The sequence below is a fragment of the Nostocoides jenkinsii Ben 74 genome (assembly GCF_001046875.1).
Lineage (GTDB): Bacteria > Actinomycetota > Actinomycetes > Actinomycetales > Dermatophilaceae > Nostocoides_A > Nostocoides_A jenkinsii.
Genome location: NZ_HF571038.1, coordinates 3029298 through 3050650 on the forward strand (window position 1 = coordinate 3029298; position 21353 = coordinate 3050650).

General features: G+C 68.9%; 21 protein-coding genes. 12 read left to right on the forward strand and 9 right to left on the reverse strand.

The annotated features are described in order from the left end of the window. The first annotated feature begins 45 nt into the window (after nucleotides 1–45). The 3 genes from BN13_RS14445 to BN13_RS14455 are packed head-to-tail and all read left to right on the forward strand — an operon-like array spanning nucleotide 46 to nucleotide 2923. Complete coding sequence (locus BN13_RS14445; RefSeq protein WP_048547950.1) at nucleotides 46–255, forward strand: heavy-metal-associated domain-containing protein; 210 nt, start codon at nucleotides 46–48, stop codon at nucleotides 253–255. Next, a complete protein-coding gene (locus BN13_RS14450; protein ID WP_048547951.1) occupies nucleotides 252–2642 on the forward strand; it encodes a heavy metal translocating P-type ATPase in 2391 nt (796 codons plus the stop codon). Before BN13_RS14445 ends, BN13_RS14450 begins: the two co-directional genes overlap by 4 nt. Next, nucleotides 2639–2923 (forward strand): metal-sensitive transcriptional regulator, encoded by a 285-nt coding sequence (locus BN13_RS14455; protein ID WP_048547952.1) that lies wholly within the window; start codon nucleotides 2639–2641, stop codon nucleotides 2921–2923. Before BN13_RS14450 ends, BN13_RS14455 begins: the two co-directional genes overlap by 4 nt. Nucleotides 2924–2999: 76 nt before the next feature. On the opposite strand, the gene BN13_RS18865 is transcribed toward BN13_RS14455, so the two are convergent. Further along, nucleotides 3000–3488, reverse strand: coding sequence for a SixA phosphatase family protein (locus tag BN13_RS18865; RefSeq protein WP_157038609.1), 489 nt, complete (start codon nucleotides 3486–3488; stop codon nucleotides 3000–3002). An 81-nt stretch (nucleotides 3489–3569) separates the two neighbouring features. On the opposite strand from BN13_RS18865, the gene BN13_RS14465 reads away from it, so the two are divergent. Further along, a complete protein-coding gene (locus BN13_RS14465) occupies nucleotides 3570–4769 on the forward strand; it encodes an MFS transporter (RefSeq protein WP_053079805.1) in 1200 nt (399 codons plus the stop codon). Nucleotides 4770–4808: 39 nt separating this feature from the next. On the opposite strand, the gene BN13_RS14470 is transcribed toward BN13_RS14465, so the two are convergent. Continuing rightward, nucleotides 4809–5810: an NADPH:quinone oxidoreductase family protein gene (locus BN13_RS14470; RefSeq protein WP_048547953.1), complete on the reverse strand. Its 1002-nt coding sequence runs from the start codon at nucleotides 5808–5810 to the stop codon at nucleotides 4809–4811. Between the two features lie 103 nt (nucleotides 5811–5913). Between BN13_RS14470 and BN13_RS14475 the strand changes: the two genes are divergently transcribed. From BN13_RS14475 to BN13_RS14485, 3 genes are all read left to right on the forward strand, one after another. Continuing rightward, on the forward strand, nucleotides 5914–6654 hold the full coding sequence (locus BN13_RS14475) for a hypothetical protein (RefSeq protein ID WP_048547954.1): 741 nt from the start codon (nucleotides 5914–5916) through the stop codon (nucleotides 6652–6654). A 127-nt stretch (nucleotides 6655–6781) separates the two neighbouring features. Continuing rightward, nucleotides 6782–7405 carry a TetR/AcrR family transcriptional regulator gene (locus BN13_RS14480; RefSeq protein ID WP_162199970.1) on the forward strand — a complete coding sequence of 208 codons (624 nt, stop codon included), beginning with the start codon at nucleotides 6782–6784 and terminating at the stop codon, nucleotides 7403–7405. A gap of 17 nt (nucleotides 7406–7422) precedes the next feature. Beyond that, nucleotides 7423–10050, forward strand: a complete 2628-nt coding sequence (locus BN13_RS14485) for an MMPL family transporter (protein WP_084733787.1) — start codon at nucleotides 7423–7425, stop codon at nucleotides 10048–10050. Here the strand turns inward: BN13_RS14485 and BN13_RS18870 are convergent, their stop codons facing one another. Together BN13_RS18870 and BN13_RS18375 are read right to left on the reverse strand one after the other, a co-directional pair. Next, nucleotides 10051–10680: a DUF2332 family protein gene (locus tag BN13_RS18870; protein WP_162199971.1), complete on the reverse strand. Its 630-nt coding sequence runs from the start codon at nucleotides 10678–10680 to the stop codon at nucleotides 10051–10053. Between the two features lie 166 nt (nucleotides 10681–10846). Beyond that, on the reverse strand, nucleotides 10847–11497 hold the full coding sequence (locus tag BN13_RS18375) for a hypothetical protein (protein WP_053079807.1): 651 nt from the start codon (nucleotides 11495–11497) through the stop codon (nucleotides 10847–10849). Between the two features lie 191 nt (nucleotides 11498–11688). Here BN13_RS18375 and BN13_RS14500 point away from each other — a divergent pair, with 191 nt between their 5' ends. From BN13_RS14500 to BN13_RS14510, 3 genes are read left to right on the forward strand one after another with little or no spacing between them, the layout of a single operon-like run. Then, entirely contained in the window at nucleotides 11689–12228 is a 540-nt protein-coding gene (locus BN13_RS14500; RefSeq protein ID WP_048547956.1) for a hypothetical protein, read from the forward strand. Next, nucleotides 12228–12719: an RNA polymerase sigma factor gene (locus BN13_RS14505; protein ID WP_201329175.1), complete on the forward strand. Its 492-nt coding sequence runs from the start codon at nucleotides 12228–12230 to the stop codon at nucleotides 12717–12719. Before BN13_RS14500 ends, BN13_RS14505 begins: the two co-directional genes overlap by 1 nt. Next, on the forward strand, nucleotides 12716–13309 hold the full coding sequence (locus BN13_RS14510) for a methylated-DNA--[protein]-cysteine S-methyltransferase (RefSeq protein WP_157038610.1): 594 nt from the start codon (nucleotides 12716–12718) through the stop codon (nucleotides 13307–13309). The genes BN13_RS14505 and BN13_RS14510 overlap by 4 nt, the downstream gene beginning before the upstream one ends. A 45-nt stretch (nucleotides 13310–13354) precedes the next feature. On the opposite strand, the gene BN13_RS14515 is transcribed toward BN13_RS14510, so the two are convergent. Genes BN13_RS14515 through BN13_RS14525 form a run of 3 tightly spaced genes read right to left on the reverse strand, consistent with a single transcriptional unit; the run spans nucleotide 13355 to nucleotide 16067 of the window. Continuing rightward, nucleotides 13355–14158, reverse strand: a complete 804-nt coding sequence (locus BN13_RS14515; protein ID WP_235434063.1) for a DeoR/GlpR family DNA-binding transcription regulator — start codon at nucleotides 14156–14158, stop codon at nucleotides 13355–13357. Next, nucleotides 14155–15183, reverse strand: a complete 1029-nt coding sequence (locus BN13_RS14520) for a zinc-dependent alcohol dehydrogenase (protein WP_048547957.1) — start codon at nucleotides 15181–15183, stop codon at nucleotides 14155–14157. The genes BN13_RS14515 and BN13_RS14520 overlap by 4 nt, the downstream gene beginning before the upstream one ends. 26 nt (nucleotides 15184–15209) lie before the next feature. Beyond that, on the reverse strand, nucleotides 15210–16067 hold the full coding sequence (locus tag BN13_RS14525; protein WP_048547958.1) for a 1-phosphofructokinase family hexose kinase: 858 nt from the start codon (nucleotides 16065–16067) through the stop codon (nucleotides 15210–15212). 121 nt (nucleotides 16068–16188) lie between these two features. Here BN13_RS14525 and BN13_RS14530 point away from each other — a divergent pair, with 121 nt between their 5' ends. Next, the gene (locus BN13_RS14530; RefSeq protein ID WP_048547959.1) at nucleotides 16189–17037 is read left to right on the forward strand and encodes a PhzF family phenazine biosynthesis protein; all 849 of its coding nucleotides are present in this window, start codon (nucleotides 16189–16191) and stop codon (nucleotides 17035–17037) included. 48 nt (nucleotides 17038–17085) lie between these two features. Here BN13_RS14530 and BN13_RS14535 read toward each other — a convergent pair whose 3' ends face one another. After that, entirely contained in the window at nucleotides 17086–18135 is a 1050-nt protein-coding gene (locus tag BN13_RS14535) for a PQQ-dependent sugar dehydrogenase (RefSeq protein ID WP_048547960.1), read from the reverse strand. A gap of 236 nt (nucleotides 18136–18371) precedes the next feature. Next, the gene (locus tag BN13_RS14540) at nucleotides 18372–19397 is read right to left on the reverse strand and encodes a PQQ-dependent sugar dehydrogenase (protein WP_162199972.1); all 1026 of its coding nucleotides are present in this window, start codon (nucleotides 19395–19397) and stop codon (nucleotides 18372–18374) included. 536 nt (nucleotides 19398–19933) lie between these two features. On the opposite strand from BN13_RS14540, the gene BN13_RS14545 reads away from it, so the two are divergent. Next, nucleotides 19934–21325 carry an MFS transporter gene (locus BN13_RS14545; RefSeq protein WP_235434064.1) on the forward strand — a complete coding sequence of 464 codons (1392 nt, stop codon included), beginning with the start codon at nucleotides 19934–19936 and terminating at the stop codon, nucleotides 21323–21325. Nucleotides 21326–21353: the final 28 nt, after the last annotated feature.

Here is a 21353-nt window from a genome sequence, read left to right on the forward strand (position 1 = left end):
CGCCTCGTCCGACCCGCCACACCCGATCCAGCCAAGGAGAACACCATGACCGTCAACACGACCACCTACACCGTCACCGGGATGACCTGCGGACACTGCGCCGCCTCCGTGCGCGAGGAAATCTCGGCAATCCCCGGCGTCACGGACGTCGCCGTCGATGTCGCGAGTGGCGCCGTCGAGGTGACCGCCAAGCAACCCGTGACCCGCGAGCAGGTCGCCGCGGCTGTCGATGAAGCGGGGTACGCCCTGACATGAGCACTCCAACTCTCAACCGCGCCACACCGGCCGACCACGCCAGCTCTGGAGGTTCGGCGAACCAGGTCGAACTCGAACTGACGGGCATGACCTGCGCCTCCTGCGCCAACCGCATCGAGCGCAAGCTCAACAAGGTCGCAGGTGTCTCGGCGTCAGTGAACTACGCAACCGAGCGGGCCCGCGTCAGCTACCCGGGTGAGGTGACGCCCGAGCAACTCATCGCCGTCGTCGAGTCCGCCGGCTATGGCGCGACCATCCCCCCGCCACCGGAGCCGGATCCGGCGCCCGGGAACGTCGGCGTGGATCGGGACCACGCGGACATACCGGCCGATGCCCACCTGCAAGACATGCGAACCCGGCTGATCGTGAGCGCGGCTCTCAGCATCCCGGTCATCGCCATGGCGATGATTCCGCCGATGCAGTTCACCAACTGGCAGTGGCTCTCGCTCACTCTCGCCGCACCGGTCGTCGTATGGGGAGCCCTCCCCTTCCACCGCGCGGCATGGGTCAACCTGCGCCACGGTGCCACCACGATGGACACCCTCATCTCCCTCGGGACCGGGTCGGCCTTCCTGTGGTCGCTTTATGCGTTGTTCTTCGGCCACGCCGGTATGCCCGGGATGCGTCACGAGTTCGAATGGACGATCAACCGCTCCGCGGGCGGCGGAAATATCTACCTCGAGGCCGCCGCCGGGGTGACGACGCTGATTCTCGCGGGTCGCTACCTGGAGGCGCGGTCCAAGCGCAGTGCCGGCGCGGCCCTGCGCGCACTTTTGCAACTGGGCGCCAAGGACGTTGTCGTGTTGCGGGACAACGGATCCGAGGAGCGTATGGCGATCACCCGCCTCGCGGTCGGCGACCGGTTCATCGTGCGTCCGGGCGAGACAGTCGCCACGGATGGCGTCGTCGAGTCCGGTTCCTCTGCCGTCGATACGTCGATGCTGACTGGTGAGCCCGTTCCCGTCGACGTGGCGCCCGGCGATGCCGTCACGGGGGCGACCGTCAACGTCAGCGGTCGGCTGATCGTGCGCGCGAGCCGGGTCGGGGCCGACACGCAGCTCGCGCGGATCGCGCGACTCGTCACGGACGCCCAGACGGGCAAGGCGCGCGTGCAGCGGCTCGCGGATCGGCTCTCGGGCATTTTCGTTCCGGTAGTCATGCTGCTGGCCCTGGCCACGCTGGCGTTCTGGCTTCTGCAGGGCGAGGGCACCGAGGCTGCCTTCACCGCCGCGGTCGCCGTGCTCATCATCGCCTGCCCCTGTGCCCTCGGCCTCGCGACGCCGATGGCGCTGCTCGTGGGGACTGGACTGGGGGCCCGCAGCGGCATCCTCATCAAGGGGCCCGAGGTCCTCGAAACCACGCGCCGGGTCGACACGATCGTCCTCGACAAGACCGGCACCGTGACCACCGGCGCCATGACGGTGCGCGAGGTCATCCCGGCCGACGGACAGGATGCCGCGGAACTGCTGCACCTCACGGGCTCGCTGGAGCACGCCTCCGAGCACCCGATCGCTCAGGCCATCAGCCGGGCCGCCGCCGAGACCTCCCCGCTGTCCCCCGTGGAGTCGTTCGAGAACACCCGCGGCCTGGGGGTGTCCGGTGTGGTCACGCCAGCGACCTCAGGCTCTGATGACGGACTAACGCCCCAACCCGCGCGAGCGGTGATCGTGGGCCGGCCGGGCTTCCTGGATGACTGGTCGGCGCCACTGCCCGATGGCCTCCGCACCGCCGTGGCTCGGGCCGAGCAGTCCGGCGCGACGGCAGTGGCGGTGGCCTGGGACGGCCTCGCCCGTGGAGTCATCGTCGTCGGCGACACGCTCAAACCGACGAGTGCGGCAGCCGTGCGGGAGTTGCGCGACCTCGGCCTCACCCCGGTCCTGCTGACCGGCGACAATCTCGCCGCCGCCCAGGTCGTCGCGAACGAGGTCGGCATCGAGCAGGTCATCGCCGGCGTCCTGCCGGAAGGCAAGGTCGATGTCGTACGCAGGCTGCAGGAGCAGGGCCGGGTCGTCGCCATGGTCGGCGACGGTGTCAACGACGCGGCCGCGCTGGCCCAGGCCGACCTCGGGCTCGCCATGGGCACTGGCACCGACGCCGCGATCGAGGCCGCCGACCTGACCCTCGTGCGCGGCGACCTGCGTGTCGCAGCGGACGCAATTCGGCTGTCCCGCAAGACACTTGCCACTATCAAGGGCAACCTGTTCTGGGCGTTCGCCTACAACATCGCCGCTCTTCCGCTGGCCGCCGCCGGTTTGCTGAACCCCATGCTCGCCGGCGCCGCGATGGCGTTCTCGTCGGTCTTCGTGGTGCTCAACTCACTGCGCTTGAACTCGCTGAACTTGACCTCCCGGCGATCGGCAAACGACACCGACAAGGCGGACCAATGACCACCCCCGGATATGTCGCGGACAAAGACCAGCTCGGCAAGCGCCTGCGTCGCATCGAAGGCCAGGTTCGCGGCATCGAAAAGATGGTCGAGGAGGACCGCTACTGCATCGACGTCCTGACGCAGATTTCGGCGATCCAGTCCGGGCTCAAGGCGGTCGCGCTCAGCCTCCTTGATCAGCACCTGGCTCACTGCGTCGTCCACGCCGCCCGCGAGGGCGGGGAAGAAGAGGCCCGCAAACTCACCGAGGTCTCCGAGGCCATCGCCCGCCTCGTGAAGTGAGCCTTGTGAAGCCCGCCTCGTGAAGTGAGCCTTGTGAAGCCCGCCTCGTGAAGTGAGCCTCGTGAGGTGAGGCGGGCTACGGGGTGGGCCGCCCGGCATACCGCAAATCCGCCTGTCCGGAGGTGACGTCGGTCCACTCATTGAGGCTGATCACCGCCACGGCGGAGGTAGGCAGGGTCACCAACTCCCCCGTCGCGCGCTCGACGAGGTCCTCGCACGCGGGGTTGTGGCTGACGATCGCGAGCACGCGGACGGCGTCGCGGGTCGCGCGGACGAGGTCGGCAAGCGCCTCCCCATCGAAGGTGTATGCCGCATCCGCCACCCGCGTCTGCCCCCCAGCCATCCCGGCCGCCGTCAGCTCGGCGCGCTCCAACTCCCACGTCTGCCGGGCCCGGACGGCCGGCGACACGAGCGCTAGGTCCGGCGCGAGCCCCTGCTCCGCGAGCCAGCGACCGGTCTCCGGTGCCTGCCGACGACCACGCTTGGCCAAGGGTCGCTCACGATCCCCAACCCCCGCATCCCAATCCGACTTCGCGTGCCGCAAGACCACCAACGTCCGCTCCATCACCACATCATGTCGACCCCCCAGCATGGCGACAATGAACGCCGCGATGGCTCTGGCGAGCGCGCGGCATACTGACTGATCGTGCTCGCCGCCTATCGCCCGCTTTTCGCCGTCCCCGGGGCGGCCCGATTCGTCGCCGGGGCGACGTTGTCGCGCATCGGCGGCGCGATGTTCGGCGTGGCGATCATCGTGATGGTGAGCGCGCGGGAGTCGTCGTATGCCCTGGCCGGCGCGGTATCGGCCGTCGGCGTGGTTGTGCTCGCGGCGTCCAGCCCAGTCATCGGCGGGCTGGTGGATCGTTGGGGGCAGCGGCGGGCGTCACTGCCGTTCGTGCTGTTCTCGGCGCTGGCCGGCACGGTCACGATCCTGTGCAGCCTGCTGGGCGCGCCCGTCTGGACCGTGTTCGCCAGCTATGCCGCCTCCTCGTGCCTACCCGAGATGGGGCCGATGTCGCGGGCGCGCTGGGCGCACATCTATTCCGGGGACGCGGGCAGGCTGCATACGGCCATGTCGTTCGAGCAGGTAGTCGAGGAGTTCGCGTTCGTCCTCGGACCCGTACTGGCCGTCGCCGCGGCCACGACCCTCTTCCCCGAGGCCGGACTCGTGCTCGCGTATGCCGTGTTCACCGGCGGCTCCCTCCTCTTCCTCGCGCAGCGCGACACCGAACCGCCGATCGTGCCGCACGCGGACCGGCCGGGTGGCTTCGCGATCCACCACCCCGGCGTGGTCGTGTTGGCGCTTGCGGGTGTCATGGTCGGGATCATCTTCGGCGCCAATGAGGTTGTCGCGGTGGCGATTTCGGACGAGGCGGGGCACAAGGGGTTCTCCGCGGTGATCCTCGGCGCGTTCGCCTTTGCCTCCGGGGTCGCGGGCCTCATCTTCGGAACGCGGCAGTTTCCGTGGACCTTGTCGCGGCGGATGCTGGTGGGCGCGGTGGCGATGTGCCTGTTGGAGGCGCCCGCGCTGATCGCGCCGAACCTGTGGACCATCGCTCTGGTCATGCTGGTCGCCGGATCGGCGACGGCGCCGGTCCTGATCACGGCGCTCACCCTGCTGCAACGCCTGGTCCCGCGCGCCCAGATCACCGAAGGGATGGCCGTCGGTGTCACCGGGATTCTGGTCGGCATCTCCCTCGGGACGTCGATCGCCGGGTGGGCGGTGGAGCGCCTCGGTGCGCAGGAGGCGTATGCCGTTCCGGTCGCCGCGGGCGTCCTGGCCGTCGCCATCGTGGGTGTGAACTTCGCCCGGCTGAGCCGGGCGGAGGCCGCGGCGCCTGCGTGAGCGCGCATCCGCTCTCCCACCGGCCCGCTGTGGCGCTGCCTAGGCGTGGGGCCCGCTGGGGGCGGGCACGCTCGGGCTGAGAATCAACTTTCCGGTAGCCCGGCGCTCCTCGATGTCGGTCAGCGCCGCCGCCGCTTCGGCGAGGGGACGCACTCCGCCGATCGGCGGGTCGATCGCGCCGGATTCGAGGAGGGGGAGCAGCGCGTCCCACTGGCGGCGCACGTAGCCGGGCCCGCCGGCACCCATCCAGTAGGCGCCCCAGCCGACGCCGACGACGCTGATGTTGTTGAGCAACAGTCGATTCACCTTGACCTCGGGGATCGACCCGCCGGTGAAGCCGATCACGAGCAGACGCCCGAGAGCGGCAAGGGAGCGCAGCGAGTCGGTGAAGCGGTCCCCGCCGACCGGGTCGACGACGATATCCACGCCGCGGCCTGACGTCAGTTCGGAGATCGACTCTCGAAATCCCGCGGCGGCGACCACCTCATCGGCCCCGGCCGCCCTCGCGACGTCACCCTTGCTGGGGTCGGACACCACGGCATACACCCTGGCGCCATAAGCCTTGGCGAGTTGGATGGCGGCCGTGCCGATGCCACCGGCGGCGCCGTGCACGAGGACGGTCTCCCCCGCCTGCACCCGGCCACGCTCGACGAGAGCGAAGTGGCACGTCAGGTAGTTCATCGGCACCGCGGCCCCGGCCTCGAACGAGACTCGATCGGGCAGCGGGAAGACGAAAGGCGCGGCCACGCTCACCTGCTCAGCGAAACCGCCATACCCGGGGAACGCCGCCACGCGGTCACCGGCGGCGAAACCCGACCCCTCCGGCGCGCTGACGACGGTGCCGGCGACCTCGGCGCCCGGGACGAAGGGCAGCGCCGGCTTCAATTGATAGAGGCCACGGGTGAGTAGGACGTCGGGGAAGGCGATCCCGGATGCGGCAACGTCGATCAGGACGCCGCGGGGGTCGGTGGTGGGGGCGGGCAGGTCGACAACCTCCACCGCGGACGGACCATCGAGTCGACTCACCTGGACTGCGCGCATGGAACCCAATGCCACCACAGGCCATCCGTCCAAAACAGTCGGCTGCTACGTGACCTCGGGCATATCTCAGCGACTAACAGAAGTACGACCATGGGCAGCCCGCTTGCCCAATCCTGACCAGACGGGGACGGGTCAACTCGGCCCCGCCGAGACGATCAAACTGGAGGACGCCACCAGCGGCGATTCCACGGCTAACGACGGCATCCTCGCCAGGCATGCGCTCATTGAGCTGACGTGGCAACCAAGCCCAACCTGGGAACCGGGCAGGATGCTCATGGCACCGGTGCGACTGAGTCTCGACGGCAGCAAGGTTCTCGCCGCAGCCCAGGACGGCTCGGTCCTTGTCTGGTCCCTGCCGACCGGCGATATCGCCGCCAGCGGTGAGCTATCACCTCTGACCACCCCCATGGTCGGCGACAAGACGACCTTTGGGTACGGGTCCATCGTGGCTGGACGCTCATCGTTCTATGTCTGGCGCGACAACGGCTGCCTCGCTGCGGCGCTGACCAACACGTGCGTCTTGGTCGCCGATCCGAGCTTCGCGGGGTTGCCGGTGCTCGCTCCGGACGCGCTGGACCAGCCACTGCGGACGAGCCTGCTCGGGCGGCATACGGGATTGGCGTTCTGGCACTGGCGAATCAGCCTCACGATCCTGGGCGCCCTCGCCGCCCTCACGACCTGGCACCTCGTCACCCGCCGCCGCCACCCCTGTGGCCGCGGGATGCCTTCTCTGCCAAAGATATTCGAGACCCATCGCGGCGATGAAGCCGGGGATCGCGATGACCGTCAGGTCCAGCCGCAGCGGCTCGGCCATCGACACTCCTTGATCTGCGCGCTGTCGTGATCCGGGACGCCGAGCGCACTTTAACCCACCGCCCTCGGCACCCCCACGAACGCGACCTCTGCACCAGGCGCAAATGTGCACTCCGAGTCAATTTGCACTCAGTGCAGCAATGCCGCAGAATGGGGACGTGACCGCGATTCACCCGCTCGGCCTCCGCGAACGCAAGAAGGCCAAGACAACAACCGACTTGATCGATGCGGCCTATGCGCTGTTCATCGAGAAGGGACTGTCGGGCGTGACCGCCGAGGGGATCGCCGAACGCGCCGGTGTCTCGCGCCGCACGTTCTTCAACTATTTCCCGACAACCGAGGCGGCCCTGACTCGGGGCATCAGCGACTCGCTCATCGACCTGCTCACCGTCGGCCTGGCCTCGCGACCGGCCGACGAGTCGGTCCTCGACTCCTTCGAAGCCATCGCCTCCGGCGGCAATGACCCGGACTTCCTGCGCCGCATCGCCCAACTGGGTGCTGCGGGCGCGAGCGATCCGACCGCCAAGGAGATCCTGCACGCCGCGATCCTCGACTGGATGGCGTGGTTCATCGACTTCCTTCGCACTCGCGTCGGCGGCGACCCCTTCGACGCCACCCACCTCGCCACCGCCATCTGCGCGGCGGCGCAGGCCGCGATCATCACCTGGGCAGAGCGCAATGACGCGGATCTGTCACCCGAGAGCGTCAACGACTTCCGCGTCCTGCTCCTGCGCAGCGTCCACCATGTGCGCCGCGGGTTCGACGAAACCCCTACTGCCTGAAAGAGATTCCACGAATCATGGCTCAATTGCTGCAACGGCTCGGGCGCTTCTGCGCGGACTATGCCGGCCGCGTCCTGGCCTTCTGGGCTGTCATCCTCCTGGCCATCGGCGGCGCAGCCGCCAGCTTTGGCACCCCCATGACCAATGAGTTCAGGTTCCCCGGCGCGGCCTTCGAGAGGGTCGGCGAAGACCTCGGCGCGGCCCTCCCCGAGTTGCGCGGCGGCTTTGGCACAGTGGTCTTCGAGACCCAGTCCGGTGAGTTCACGCCGGCCCAGCGCGAGGCGATCAAGACCACGCTGGCCAAGTGGCAGCAGGTCCCCCAGGTCACCGGAGTCGTGGATCCCTTTGCCGCGCAAGAGCGGATCGACGCAGCCGACGACAAACTCGCGACCGCGAAGGTCAAGCTGGATCAGGGGTATGCCGATCTGGCCGCCAATCGGACCAAACTCGACCAGGCGAACTACAGCCTGGCCCAAGGGCAAGGCTTGATCGAGCTCGCCGAGCGCAAGAACCCCAAGGACCCTGGACTGACCACACTGCGGCCCCAGGTGGCGGCCGCCGAGAAGAAGCTCGCCGCGGCCGAGGCCAAGTGGGAGAAGGGGCGAGATCAGCTCGATGCCGGGTGGGCGGCATACACCCAGGGGAAGCAACAGGCCGACGCCCTCGGCGACGTCCGCTTCGTCAGCCAGGACGGCCATGTGGCCGTGGCGCAGATCCGGTTCGACACGGACGCGCGTTCGGTGCCCTACGAGATCCGCGCGGAGATCCCCGCAATCGGCTCATCTCTGACGAAGTCCGATGTGACAGTGAACTATTCCGCCGAGATCGCCCAGGAGATGTCCCTCGTCGGACCCGGTGAAATCATCGGCTTGGGGGTAGCGCTCCTCGTGCTGCTGGCCATGCTCGGCTCGCTGGTCGCCGCCGGACTGCCGCTAGTCGGGGCCATGCTCGGGGTTGGGGTCGGGCTCGGCGGCGCCGTCGCCGCGACGCACTTCTTCGCGATGAACCAGATGACGCCGTCGCTCGCCCTGATGTTGGGCCTCGCGGTCGGGATCGACTACGCCCTGTTCATCGTCAATCGCCACCGCCAGATGTACCTCGGCGGCACTGACCTGCGCGCCTCGATCGCCCGCGCGGTCGGGACGGCGGGCAGCGCGGTCGCCTTTGCCGGGCTGACCGTCATCATCGCGCTCACCGCGCTCGTCCTGTCCGGCCTGCCGATCCTCGCCCAGATGGGCCTGGTCGCCGCGGGCACCGTACTTGCCGCCGTACTCGTCGCCCTCACCGTCACCCCGGCGCTACTCCGGGTGATCGGGCCGCGCGTCGCGGCGAAGAAGACATGGCGAAACCATGGGTATGCCGTGCCGGGCGACCCCGCCTCACGCAGCGTTTCAGGGGGCGCAGGTCTCGAGGAGGGAGCGGGTGTTGAGGAAGGCGAGGAAGAGCACGGCGGATGGTATGTCCGCCTGGTCACCCGCCGTCCCTGGCTCACCACGGCTGGCGTGGTCGCCGTGATCGCCGTCCTCGCGGCGCCCTTGTTCTCGCTGCGACTCGGTCTCCCCGACGGCAGCAGCGAGCCGGCGAGCAGCACGGCGTATGCGGCATACGAGGGTGTCGCGACCAACTTCGGTCCGGGGGTCAACGGTCCCATCGTGGCGGTCGCCACCCTTGACAAGGCCCCCGCCGACGACGCGGCGCTGCAGGCGATCCAGGCTCGGCTCGCCTCGACGTTCGATGGGATCGACGGCGTCGCCGGGGTGGCCGTGGCCGGGGTCTCCGCCGACCAGCGCACGATCGCGATGCAGGTCGTCCCGACGACCGGACCGGCCGAGGCTCAGACGGTGGACACCGTGCACGCCATCACTGATCGCGCGCGGTTCCTCAGCGCCGACCTCGGCGCGGACATTGGCGTCACCGGCCAGACGGTAGCGAATATCGAGATCTCCCAACGTCTTTCGGATGCGCTACCGGGCTATCTCGCGACCGTCATCGGGTTGTCGCTGATCATCCTGCTGCTGGTTTTTCGGTCAGTCCTGGTGCCGTTGATCGCCACCGTCGGCTTCCTGTTCTCGGTCGCTGCGGCGTTCGGAGTCACGGTGGCGGTGTATCAGTGGGGCTGGCTCGCCGAGGTCTTCGGGGTGACAGAGCCCGGGCCGATCATGTCGTTCATGCCGATCATCCTGATCGGGGTGCTGTTCGGATTGGCGATGGACTACCAGATGTTCCTGGTCTCGGGGATGCGCGAGGCGTACGTCCACGGGCAGGACGCCCGGACGGCGGTGCGCACCGGCTTCGAGCATGGCGCGAAGGTCGTGACGGCGGCGGCGCTGATCATGTTTGCGGTGTTCGGCGGGTTCGTCTTCGCCCACCTGACGATGATCCGGCCCATCGGTCTCGGGTTGGCTGTGGGCGTCATCGTGGACGCGGTGATCGTCCGGATGACTCTGGTCCCAGCGCTGATGCACCTGTTGGGCGAGCGCGCCTGGTGGATGCCGGCGTGGCTGGACCGGGTGGTGCCGAATGTCGACGTGGAAGGCGCCAGCCTGGCGCCCGAGAACCCGGCCGGCGAGCAGGCTTTGGAAGACAGATCGGGTGTGGCTGGGACGCATGCGCGTCGGGCTGAGGTCGCCGAGGTGACGGTGTAGTCACCCTGGCAAGACGATCGGCGGACCGTGGTGGGTGCTGTGGCCGATCAGCCGGCCGTCCACCCGCAGTTCCGCCCCGTGGGCGACCACGTCGTATCCCGCGGGACCGATCGGCGGGGGAACACCTTCAAGGCTGACGTGAGCCAGCGGCATACGGTCTCGCGCGTGCGCGACGATGTGTTGGACGGCAACGGATTCCGCTGCGGGCCAATACTGTTCGGTGATCGACTGCCAGACGACGGTGAGGACGTCCGGGCGAGGTTCCGCGAGCTGGGCCGCCAGCCACTCGGACGCGCCGGCGCGGTCGATGGTGACCGGGTGGCGGCGCAGCACGTCGAGCGCTGCGGCGAGGCGGTCGTGGCGGGCGAGGTGGAACGGCCATACGAACGACATCAGGTAGTCGGCACCGTCCGGCGTGGTCGCATCCACCGGATGCAGGTCGCAGCCGCGGCGCTCAAGGATGGTCGCGCGCTCGGGTGCGATGGGGAGGTCGACATCGAAGGCGAGCGGCGAGTTCGGGTCACCCCAGGACCAGCCGGTCCCCATGCGCCATACGAGGGAGTATGCCCCCGGATGCGCTGCGGAACCGTTGCTAACTGCTGCTAGCAGCACATAATCAACTGCGGACACCCTGCAGGCTGTCCCCAGTTGACTACCTTGTGCTGAGTTAACGGGGAGAGGACGATCTGGGGCCGGTGACCGAGGGTTCAGAGCGACCCCGTATGGCCGGGCCCGCACCCGTGAGGGGGAGGGCGGGTGCGAACCCGGCGTCGCCAAAAGGCGCGAGGGGCTGGCGTCAGTTCGCCGTCGCCGTGCCAGTCGTGCTCGTGTTGCCGGGCAGGGTCTGGCCGCTCGTGCCGCCATTCGCCGCGCCGGGGCCGCCCTGGCCCATGCCACCCTGGCCCTGGCCCTGGTCCATGCCCGGGCCGCCCATCCCGCCGCCGTGACCGCCAGGCCCACCCTGGCCCTCGGTCACCGTCTTGAGGTCGGCGCTCACGTCGAAGCGCACCGGCTGGCCGTCCTTGGTACCCATGACGTCATATGAGCCGTCCGGGTCCTTCTGAACCTCCGTGACTTCAACGCTCGAGTCCTTGGCCTTGACTGCGGCAATGACCTTGTCGGCCTCATCGCCGGTCACGGCCGTGTGCTCGTGCCCGCCCATACCCGGACCGGCCTGGCCGCCCTCGTGACCACCGGGGCCACCCTGCGGTGCACCTTGGGGGGCACCTTGGGGCGCACCCTGGGTGGTGCCATTGTTGGCACCGGAGCCGTTGTTGGCGGCTGCCGCGCCACCCGACGCCGCGGCGCCGGAGCCGGCCGCGCTGGAACTGGTGCTGCTGCTCGTGCTGGGGGCGTTGTCGGCGGCGCTGGCGATCGCGGCACCCGCGATGACGGCGCCTGCGGCGGCAACCGATGCGGCGATCGCACTGACCTTCGAGATGGCCATGAAAGTTCTCCTCTGAGTGTTGGTGGCGACCGGTTGGCCGCGCTGTGTGTCTCTACGATCGGCACGCCACTTATCGAGAACCTGTGGTCAACATCTGGATCTGATGAGATTCCAACGCCTCCGAGATTCGGCGACCACGTGGGGAGTCCTGCTCACGCCGCCGGGAGAGCGCGCGGCATACGGTGCTGGCTATGTCCTCGACTCCTTCGCGCGGCAGCCGCATCGGCCGAACCCTCACCAGGCTCGTCGCGGGGCTCGCGGCGGTGATCCTGGTGACCTATCTCGGGTTCAACGCCGTCGCCTACTTCTCCAGTCGCGGCAAGATCGCCAACGCGCGCTCGCAGACGACCGCCGCGATCGCCGATGCCCGCCCCGCCACCGAGGCGCATCAAGCGCAGGTCACCGCATCTCTCGGCGACCCCGATCATGCCTGGATCGAGCAGGAGTGCGTGCAGGGTTCCCGAGACAGGGGCTGGACCGTCTACACCTATACCTCCACCTGCACGCTTCGCTCCGTCGAGGCGTATGCCGTGGCCGACGTCGGCGATTGTGTTCTGCTCGGGCTGGTCCGTTCGGGCGAGGGTTACCAGGTCGGGTCGGTCGAGGTCCAGTCCCGATTCGTCCCGGCGGAGAAGGCGGTGCCGGCGTCCCGGTCTTCGGCGAGGTGTTCGCGACCTGACGTCTCACGACCGCACCTCACACAACCGGCCGCGCCAACGTTGACCCAGTGATGATGACCAAAGCCCCCTTCGAGGCCGTCGTCGCCGACCACGGTGCGACGGTCCTGCGCGTATGCCGCGCCGTCCTCGGCTCTCACACCGACGCCGAGGACGCGTGGTCCGAGACCTTCCTCTCGGCGCTGAAGGCCTATCCCGAGCTGCCTGCCGAGGCCAATGTCCGCGGCTGGTTGGTCACCATTGCCCATCGCAAGGCGATAGACGTGACCCGTGCTCGCGCGCGGCACGCCATCCCCACCGCCGACCTGCCCGAGCGCGCCGGCCCGGATCTCGAACCTTCCGACGATGCCGTATGGCGCGCGGTCCGCTCCCTACCGCCGCGCCAGCGGGAGGTCATCACCTATCGCTACCTCGGGGGCCTCGACTACGCCACGATCGCCGAACTCACGGGCGGGACCGCGGCTGCGGCGCGCCGTGCGGCGTCCGACGGGCTCAGCTCGCTCCGCGCCAGGAGCGCGGCCTTCACCTTAGGAATCGACGAATGACCGACAGCACTGAACTGACCGACAGCGCCGAACTGGCAGAGAGGCTCCCCCGGCTACACGCCCGGCTTGAACGCGAGGCAGCCGCCGCGGGCCTGCTCGATGTGGCGTACCGCCTGCTGGACTCTCCCGTCGGGCAACTACTCCTCGCCAGAACGCCGGCCGGCCTCGTCCGAGTGGCGTTCCCCGCCGATCACGAGCACGTCTTGACCACCCTGGCCGAGCGGATCAGCCCACGAATCCTGCTCTCCCCCAAGGCACTGGACGAGATGGCCGCGGAGTTGGACGCCTACTTCGCTGGACGCCGAACGGCCTTCAGCGTGCCCTTGGACCGCCAGCTCTCGCACGGCTTCCTCGGTCAGGTTCAGCACGCCCTCTCGGACATCCCGTTCGGCACCACCGTGAGCTATGGCCAACTCGCGGACCGGGCGGGCAACCCCCGAGCCGTCCGCGCGGTCGGCACCGCGTGCGCGACCAATCCGCTCCCGATCGTCGTTCCTTGCCACCGCGTCCTACGTAGCGACGGCACCCTCGGCGGCTACGTCGGTGGGATCGACGCCAAGCGGCTCCTGCTCGACCTCGAACGCGCCTGACCGGCGCCCAACCACAAGTCGACCCCAGCCACAAGTGAACGGGGCTCAGACGCGCAGGACCTCCACGCCTGTCGCTCGGGTAATGGCCTCCGCCTCCGCGGAGGGGAGTCCCGTGTCGGTGATGAGGACGTCGAGGTCGGCCAGCTCGCCATACCGATAAATGGACTCGCGCCCGAGCTTGGAATGGTCGCTGAGCAGCACCCGGAATCGCGCCGCCCCTAACAGTGCCGCCTTGACCGCCGCCTCCGGTTCGTCCGGCGTCGCGAGGCCATGCGCGATGGAGACGGCATTTGCTCCGAGGAAGGCCACGTCCGCCCGCACGGATCGCACCGCCGACAAGGCCCACTGATCGACGGTCGCCTGGGTGATCTCGCGGACCCGGCCCCCGAGGATGGACACCGCACCGACCTTGGGCAGCAGCGACAACGCGATCGGGAGCGAGTTGGTGATCGCGCGCAGCGCCGGCGCGACAGGCAGCGCGTCGGCGAGCGCCGCCGTCGACGTCCCCGCGTCGAGAATGATCGCCCCGTCCAACGGGACGAAATCCAGTGCCGCGCGCGCGATCCGTGCCTTTTCTTGGGCGTATGCCGTGCGCGTCGCCACCGGCTCCTCCCGCGTCAGCGAGCCGACCCCGACGGCGCCGCCGTGGACCCGTCGAAGGTGGCCTTCGCTCTGCAGCAACATCAGGTCCTTGCGCACCGTCTCGTGCGTGACCCCGAGCGTCTCGGCGATCTGGGTGGCCACGACCTGCCCGGTGCGCGCCAGTTCATCGAGGATGAACTGGTGGCGCTGCGGCGCCAGCGAGGTCGCGCCGGCGGCGTCGCGGTCGGGGCGGAGACGATCGCTCACGGCCGGACAAGCACCTTGATGTGCTGACCGCTGACGGAGGCGTCGAAGGCGTCGCGCGCCCGGTCCAAGGGGAACTCCGCCGTGACGAAGTCCTCTCCGCGCACGGCGCCGGCGACCAGCATCTCGATGGCCTTGGCATAGTCCTGCGGCACGTACGTCGCCGAGCCTTGAATGCGAACTTGGTTGTCCTGCACCACGATCGTCGGGATGGTGACGTCTGCCGATGGGACGCCGACGATGGCGACGGTTCCGCCCTTGGTGGCGAGGGCGATGGCGGCCGAGATGGTCGGCTGGATCGCAACGCAATCGAAGACCACGTCGGCGCTCTCGCCGAGGGCTTCGCGCACCTCGGCGACCGCGTCGGGGCCGGTGGAGTCGACGGCGGCGTCGGCACCTAGGCGCAGGGCCAGGTCACGCTTGCTGGCGAGGGGGTCCGTCACGACCACGCGACGCGCGCCCTCATACCGCGCCACCGCCAACATCAGCAGACCGATCGTGCCGGAGCCCATGATGACGATCGCCTTGTCCTGCAGCGGCCCCGCGATCCGGCCGGCGTGCACGGGGGTGGAGAGCGGCTCGATCAGCGAGGCGGCCCGGTCGTCGAGCTCGTCCGGGATGACGTGCAATCGGTCGGCACGGACGACAAATTCGTCGGCCATGCCGCCCTGCTCGTAGCCGCAGCCGAAGAATTGAAGGTTCTCGCACAGGTTCTCCTGGCCGGAACGGCATTGCTTGCAGTCCCAGCAGGGCAGCGTCGGCTCGACCGTGACGCGAGTGCCGACCGCGACGGAGTCGACGCCGTCGCCGAGTTCGGTGACGACACCGGTGGCTTCGTGGCCGGGGAAGTAGGGGATGGGCACGAGCGGGTGCCGACCGTGGAAGGCGTGCGTGTCCGAGCCGCAGACCCCGACGGTCACGCTGCGCACACGGACTTCACCCGAGCGAACCGGAGTGGGGGCTTCCTCGCGGACGGACATCTCGCCGACAGCAGTGACGACTACGCGGCGAATGGTGTTCTCAGACATCAGCATTCCTTTGTGTGGTGGAGGAGTCAGGCGAGTTCTCGGACGTGAATTCCAGCGGTGCCCCGGCTGCCGGGAGCCGAGTCGACGGTAGTCGGGCAGAGGCAGGCGGAGCGACCCCAGGCGAGGGCTCGAGCCATCCGGTCGGCCGGTTCGCCCGGCGCGGCCAGCCACCTGGCGAGGAAGGCGTCCCCGGCCCCAGCGGTATTGACGGGGACTAGCTCGGGTCCAGCGCCGTGCAGCGCGAGGTCGCGATCGACATCCACGGCGCCGTGCTTGCCCATGCTGACGACGAAGGCGACGTCATGCTCGGTCGCCAACGACCGAGCCGCCGCCGCGACAGCCTCCGCGTCCTCCAGGTTGGCGCCGCCCAACAACTCGGCGAGTTCGATTTCGTTGGGGGCCAACAGATCCGCGCCGGCCGACAGGGCCGCGCGCAGGGCCGGGCCGGAGACGTCGACGGCGACGGGCACGTCATACGAGTGAGCCAGGCGAATGACCTGCGCGACCGTCTCCGCGTCGAGCCCGGGCGGCAACGATCCGGCGATGACCAACCACCGATCCGCCGGAGCCCCGGCGCCTGCGACAACCGCAGCTTCCGCCACAGCCTCAGCATCCGCCACACCCCCGGAACTCGTGAGGCTGGCGAGTGCCTCCTCGACGCAGCCGAGCACCGCTGACAGATCCGCGGAGGTGAGCGGCATACCCGGTCCGTTGACCTTCATCGTCCGGCCCGAAGGGAGCAGGATGCTGGTGTTGATTCGGGTCTCCGACTCGACCGGAACCCCCTGATGGTCCACGCCGTCGGTGACCGACGTGGTCCCGGCGTCCACTCCGGCGAGGAGGCCCCGCGAGAGGAGGGTCTGCGCATTGGTTCGCTGCGCCATACTCATCCGCCCCTTGGGTTTTGTTGGGTTTCGTTGGGAATAGTTGTAGCGCGCGGAGGCCCGGGATGTCAAGGGCCCGCGTTGACGCTGTCCCACCCTGACCACCTGGCAAATTGGGCGCATGCGCTTCAGTCAGGTCGACGTCTTCACCGACACTCCCACACGCGGCAACGCCCTGGCGGTCGTTCACGACGCCGACGACCTCAACGAGGCCGCAATGCAGGCCTTCGCGCGCTGGACCAACCTCTCGGAGACGACCTTTCTCCTACGGCCCACCGACCCGGCGGCGGACTACCGCGTGCGCATCTTCACCACCGGCGGGGAGTTGCCCTTCGCCGGGCATCCGACCCTCGGCAGCGCCCACGCCTGGCTCGCGGCCGGTGGCACTCCGCATACGCCCGGAGTTGTGATCCAGGAATGCGGCGCGGGCCTGGTGACCGTCGGTTCCCGGGGCGGTCAGCGACTTGCCTTTGCCGCGCCGCCGCTGCGCCGATCCGGCCCGGTGGAGCCGGAGTTGGCCACACGGATCGTTGCCGCGGTCGGTCTCGACCCCGGCGCCGTCCGAGGCCTCGCCTGGTGCGACAACGGACCCGGGTGGGTCGGGGTAGACGTCGAGTCCGCGGAGGCGGTGCTCGCAGCGGACCCCGATCCGGTCGCCATGACCGATCTCAAGGTCGGTCTGATCGGGCCGTATGCCGCGGCCGACGTCCCGCGGGTCGGCGCGGCATACGAGGTGCGCGCGTTCTATGCGCAGGGGCGCGACTTCGCCGAGGATCCGGTGACCGGCAGCTTGAATGCGGCTCTTGCGCAATGGCTTATCCCACTCGGGAGATTGCCGCGGTCGTATGTCGCGAGTCAGGGTACGAAGCTGCACCGCACCGGCCGCATCCACGTCGAGGCCACGGAGAACGCGATCTGGATCGGCGGCGACACGGTCACCGTGATTACCGGGGATGTCGACCTGGACTGAGGATCGGGGTCAGTTGGGAGCGGGGGTGTGAGTTGGCTCAGGCTCGGGTCAACTGGAAGACGGCGTCACTCGGAGAATCTTGTCGTTGGTCGTGTTCGACGTCAGGACGTACAGCGCGCCGTCCGGGCCCATCCGCAGGGTGCGGATGCGGCCATACGCATCGTTGAGCTCGGGGATCTCCGCCGTAGCGGTGACGGCACCGGCGGCATCCAGCCACACCGCGAGGACCCCAGCATTCTTCAATTGGGCGATGGCGGCGACGCCGTCGTAGCCACCCCACGCCGGTCCGCTGATGAACCCGAGGCCCGAGGTCGCCAGCGTGGGCAGCCCGCTCGTCCACGCCGCCGGGACCGCATCGGTGAACTCGGCCAGATCGGTCATCGGGACACCCTGGTAATAGGTCGGGTTGGTGGGCGAAGCCACCGGGTTCCAGCCGTAGTTGCGCCCCTTCAGCGCCAGATTCAGCTCATCGTCACGCTCCGGACCGTGCTCGACATTCCACAGCTGTGACGTGCCGGGCCGGAAGGCCAGACCCTGCGGATTGCGATGCCCGTAGTTCCACACCAGCCGCCGCTTGGCATTGGTCGCCTTCGGCCACGGGTTGTCGGCCGGCGCCGTCCCGTCGCGATTGACCCGCAGGATCTTGCCGCCCAGGTTGGTCTTGTCCTGCGGCGCTCGGCCCGTCGCGGCGTCTCCCGTGCTGACCCACAGCTTGCCGTCGGGGCCGGCGACCACCCGGCAGCCGTTGTGGATATTGGCCAGGGGTATGCCGCTGATCACCGGCGCGCCGACCCGCACCGCACTCGTGCCGGTGGCCGAAAGCCGCCACCGGACAACGCGATTGTCGTTCGGCCCGACGTGGGATTGGCACGTGTAGAAGGTCCGGTTGGTGGCGAAGCCCGGGTCGATGGCCAGGCCGAGCAGGCCGGCCTCACCTTGGCGGGCGAGATCGGCGAAATTGGCGGTGACGCGTTGCAGCGCTCCGCCGGAGAGCCGCCCGAGCCGCAGTCGGCCGCTCCGCTCGGTCACGAGGTAGCGGTCCGCATCGGGGAAGCCGATATCCCACGGCACCGCGAGGCCGGCCTGCAAAACCTCCACGGTGAGCGCCGGAACGTCCCGGGCGGCCGAGTTAAGTCGGAATTGTGTTGCCCCCGCCGTTGGCGTCGCCGCACCCGTGAGGACTGCGGCAGCTGCTAGGGCCGACCCGACGCCAACTCGGGCGCCACGGCGCGTCGGCGACAATCGATGATTCGTGACAATCCCCATACGAAATCATGTCGGGCACGAGGCGTCAGCCGCAATGCCTTGCTCGGTATGAGGTTGGTGGGCGCCACTCAACTCGCGCTTGGCGCCACCCGCAGAATCTTGTCATCCGTCCCATTGGACGTCAGGACATAGAGCGCGCCGTCCGGACCCATCCGGGGGGTGCGTAGGCGGCCGTAGGTGTCGTTCAACTCCGGGATGCCCGCCGTTTTGACGACATTGCCGGGCTTGTCGAGCCACAGGCCGAGCATGCCTTCGTCCTTCAGGAGCGCCAGCACGGCGACGCCGTTATAGGCGCCCCAGGACGTGCCGTTCAAGAATGTCATCCCGGACGGAGCGACGGTCGGCACTCCGCTGGACCACTTCGCGGGCACCGCGTCGGGGAACTCGACCAGATCCGTCATCGGTACGTTCTGGTAGTAGGCCGGATCGGTCGCATTTTTCACCGGATTCCATCCGTAGTTGCGACCCTTCAGCACGAGGTTAACCTCGTCATCCCAGTCCGGACCATGCTCGGCATTCCACATCTGCTTCGTGCCAGGACGCCACGCTAGACCCTGCGGATTGCGGTGGCCGTAGTTCCAGACATAGCGCTGCCGGATGTTGGCCGCGGTGGCCCACGGGTTGTCGCTTGGCGCAGATCCGTTCTTGTTGACCCGCAAGATCTTGCCGCCCAGATTGGTCTTGTCTTGCGCAGCGCGACCGCGATAGGAGTCGCCCGTGCTGGCCCAGATCTTGCCGTCCGGGCCGAACAGGAGCCGGCAGCTGGTGTGGAACTTCCCCAGCGGGAGCCCCGTCAGGAGAGGAGCACCAACCCGGACGGCCGAGGTCCCTGTCGCGGACAGGCGCCAGCGAATGATCCGGTTGTCGTTCGGCGCCACATGTGACTGGCAGGTGTAGAAAATTCGGTTCGTCGCAAAGGCCGGATCGGTCACCATTCCCATCAAGCCCGAGTCCCCAGAGGCAAGATCGGTGAGATCGGCCTTGACCGGAGTGAGCGGCCCGCCGCTCAGCCGTCCCAGCGAGAGTCGGCCCGTGCGTTCCGTTACCAGATAGCGCGTGGCGTCGATGAAGGCAATCTCCCATGGCGTATCCAAGCCCCGCTGGATCACTGAGACGTTGAGCGCCGGCCCCGCAGCTCCGCTGGAATCCAGTTGACTGGAACTCTGGTTTGCGCCAGCCGCGGCGGGGGACGTCGCCAATCCACCTGAGAGGAGCGCCAGGGCCGCAGCCACGGCCGATACCCGACTTCTCATCATGAGGGGCATGGAAGCAGCGAAGGGCAGTACGGTCAAGGCGGGTTGCCCTGCTGTCCAGGAAATGACACTCGCCTTTGGTGGCGGCCCGGGCAGAGGCGGAGATGGACGAAAAGTCAGCGCCGTCTTCGGAGGTTGTCGGCGCTATGCCGCAGGATGGGGGCGTGACCGATCAGCGTGCTCGCCCGACTCCGCCGCCGCCCCCGCGGCGTGGTGGCGAGCCCAGCTACCGGCCCGGTCAGGACCCCGGTCATGACCCCCGAAATGGCCTCCGAAATGACCCCCGTCACGCTGGCGACCCCACCTCGCCGATGTCCCAGTCACCGCTGCCTCCCCCACCCCCTTCCCGCAACCCGCGTCGGCGAGGGGACTCCCGCGTGACGCACGACGGCGTGGCTCGGGGACGAGTGGGCTCGGCCGCGGCCAAGGCGGGTGCCGCCGGACGGGTCGCCGGCCGGCTGGCCGCGACCAGCAGTCGGGCGACAGCCCGAGGGGTAGGCCGAGGCACCCAGGCGGGGGTGCGCCGCTTCCAGCGCTTCGCCGCCGCGGACGGCGCCGACCGCAGCGGCTTGGCCCGCCTCACCGAGATGCACGTCGTCAATGTCGCGGGCGACGCCGCCTTGACGGTCTCCCTGGCAGGCACCGTCTTTGCCTTGCCGACCGACGAGGCGCGGGGCCAGGTGGCGCTCTTCCTCGGCCTAACGATGGCCCCCTTCGTCCTACTCGCCCCGCTCATCGGCCCACTGCTCGATCGATTCAGCCATGGCCGACGCTGGGCAATTGGCGGGACCCTGGCGCTGCGCGCGTTCTTGAGTTGGGTGCTGGCCTCCGCGGTCATCGAGGACTCGGCCTGGCTCTTCCCCTGTGCCCTGGGTGCGTTGATGGCTACCAAGGCGTATGCCGTGGCTCGCGCCGCCGCCGTCCCTCGCGTCCTCCCCGACGGCGTCCCGCTCGTCAAAGCCAACGCCCGGCTGAATATCGCGGGCCTCATCGGCATGCTGCTCGGCGGTGGACTCGCCGGTGGGTTGGCAAAGATCGGCCCCGACTGGTCGCTGCGGACCGCCTTTCTGATCTACATCGCCGGCACGATCCTGGCCATCCGGCTCCCGGCCAACGTCGATTCGACGCTGGGCGAGCTCGACTTCACCGGTGAAAATGTCACTAATGCGGGCCGGCGGATGCGCGCCCTGCCGGTCGCGGTGCGATACGTGTTGTGGCTGGTCACCGGGGCTCGCATGCTGTCCGGCTTCTTGACGCTGTTCATGGCCTTCCTCATGCGTGAGCATCCGCTGCCCGGCATGTCCGGCTCGCTGGTCCTAGGCCTCGTTGCCGGGGCGGCGGCGCTGGGGAATGCGTCCGGCAGCCTGATCGGCAACCGCTGGGGCAATGCGGCGCCCACCGCGATGGCCTCGGCGCTGCTGCTCGGCGCACTCAGCGTCGCCACCTTGACGGCCGTCTTCTATTCGATCTTCACGCTCGTAGCGATCGGGCTCGCGGCCGGTCTGTTCGGCCAACTCGGCAAACTCAGCCTTGACTCCCTCGTCCAACGCGAAGTCCCGGAGATGCTCCGCGCCCGCGTCTTCTCCTGGACCGAGACGCTGCTGCAGACGTTCTGGGTTGTCGGCGGGGCCGCCGGCATCCTCGTCCCCTTGCAGCCTCGGCTCGGCTTCGGGGTGATCGCCGGCCTGATCGCGCTCGCCGGCCTGGCGGCGTTGCGCTCGCGCGCGACCGGCCGCCCCCGCGCGGCCGCCGAGGTCGCCACCTCATGAACCCGACACGGGCGGCGGGGTGGGGCCG

Excerpts from the sequence above, each read along its gene's own strand:
- BN13_RS14450 (WP_048547951.1), top strand. The coding sequence starts at position 252 with ATGAGCACTCCAACTCTCAACCGCGCCACACCGGCCGACCACGCCAGC.
- BN13_RS14505 (WP_201329175.1), top strand. The coding sequence starts at position 12,228 with ATGATGACCAAAGCCCCCTTCGAGGCCGTCGTCGCCGACCACGGTGCG.
- BN13_RS14470 (WP_048547953.1), bottom strand. The coding sequence starts at position 5,810 with ATGCGCGCAGTCCAGGTGAGTCGACTCGATGGTCCGTCCGCGGTGGAG.
- BN13_RS14500 (WP_048547956.1), top strand. The coding sequence starts at position 11,689 with ATGTCCTCGACTCCTTCGCGCGGCAGCCGCATCGGCCGAACCCTCACC.
- BN13_RS14525 (WP_048547958.1), bottom strand. The coding sequence starts at position 16,067 with ATGGCGCAGCGAACCAATGCGCAGACCCTCCTCTCGCGGGGCCTCCTC.
- BN13_RS14445 (WP_048547950.1), top strand. The coding sequence starts at position 46 with ATGACCGTCAACACGACCACCTACACCGTCACCGGGATGACCTGCGGA.
- BN13_RS14455 (WP_048547952.1), top strand. The coding sequence starts at position 2,639 with ATGACCACCCCCGGATATGTCGCGGACAAAGACCAGCTCGGCAAGCGC.
- BN13_RS14510 (WP_157038610.1), top strand. The coding sequence starts at position 12,716 with ATGACCGACAGCACTGAACTGACCGACAGCGCCGAACTGGCAGAGAGG.
- BN13_RS18375 (WP_053079807.1), bottom strand. The coding sequence starts at position 11,497 with ATGGCCATCTCGAAGGTCAGTGCGATCGCCGCATCGGTTGCCGCCGCA.
- BN13_RS14520 (WP_048547957.1), bottom strand. The coding sequence starts at position 15,183 with ATGTCTGAGAACACCATTCGCCGCGTAGTCGTCACTGCTGTCGGCGAG.
- BN13_RS14485 (WP_084733787.1), top strand. The coding sequence starts at position 7,423 with ATGGCTCAATTGCTGCAACGGCTCGGGCGCTTCTGCGCGGACTATGCC.
- BN13_RS14530 (WP_048547959.1), top strand. The coding sequence starts at position 16,189 with ATGCGCTTCAGTCAGGTCGACGTCTTCACCGACACTCCCACACGCGGC.
- BN13_RS18865 (WP_157038609.1), bottom strand. The coding sequence starts at position 3,488 with ATGGAGCGGACGTTGGTGGTCTTGCGGCACGCGAAGTCGGATTGGGAT.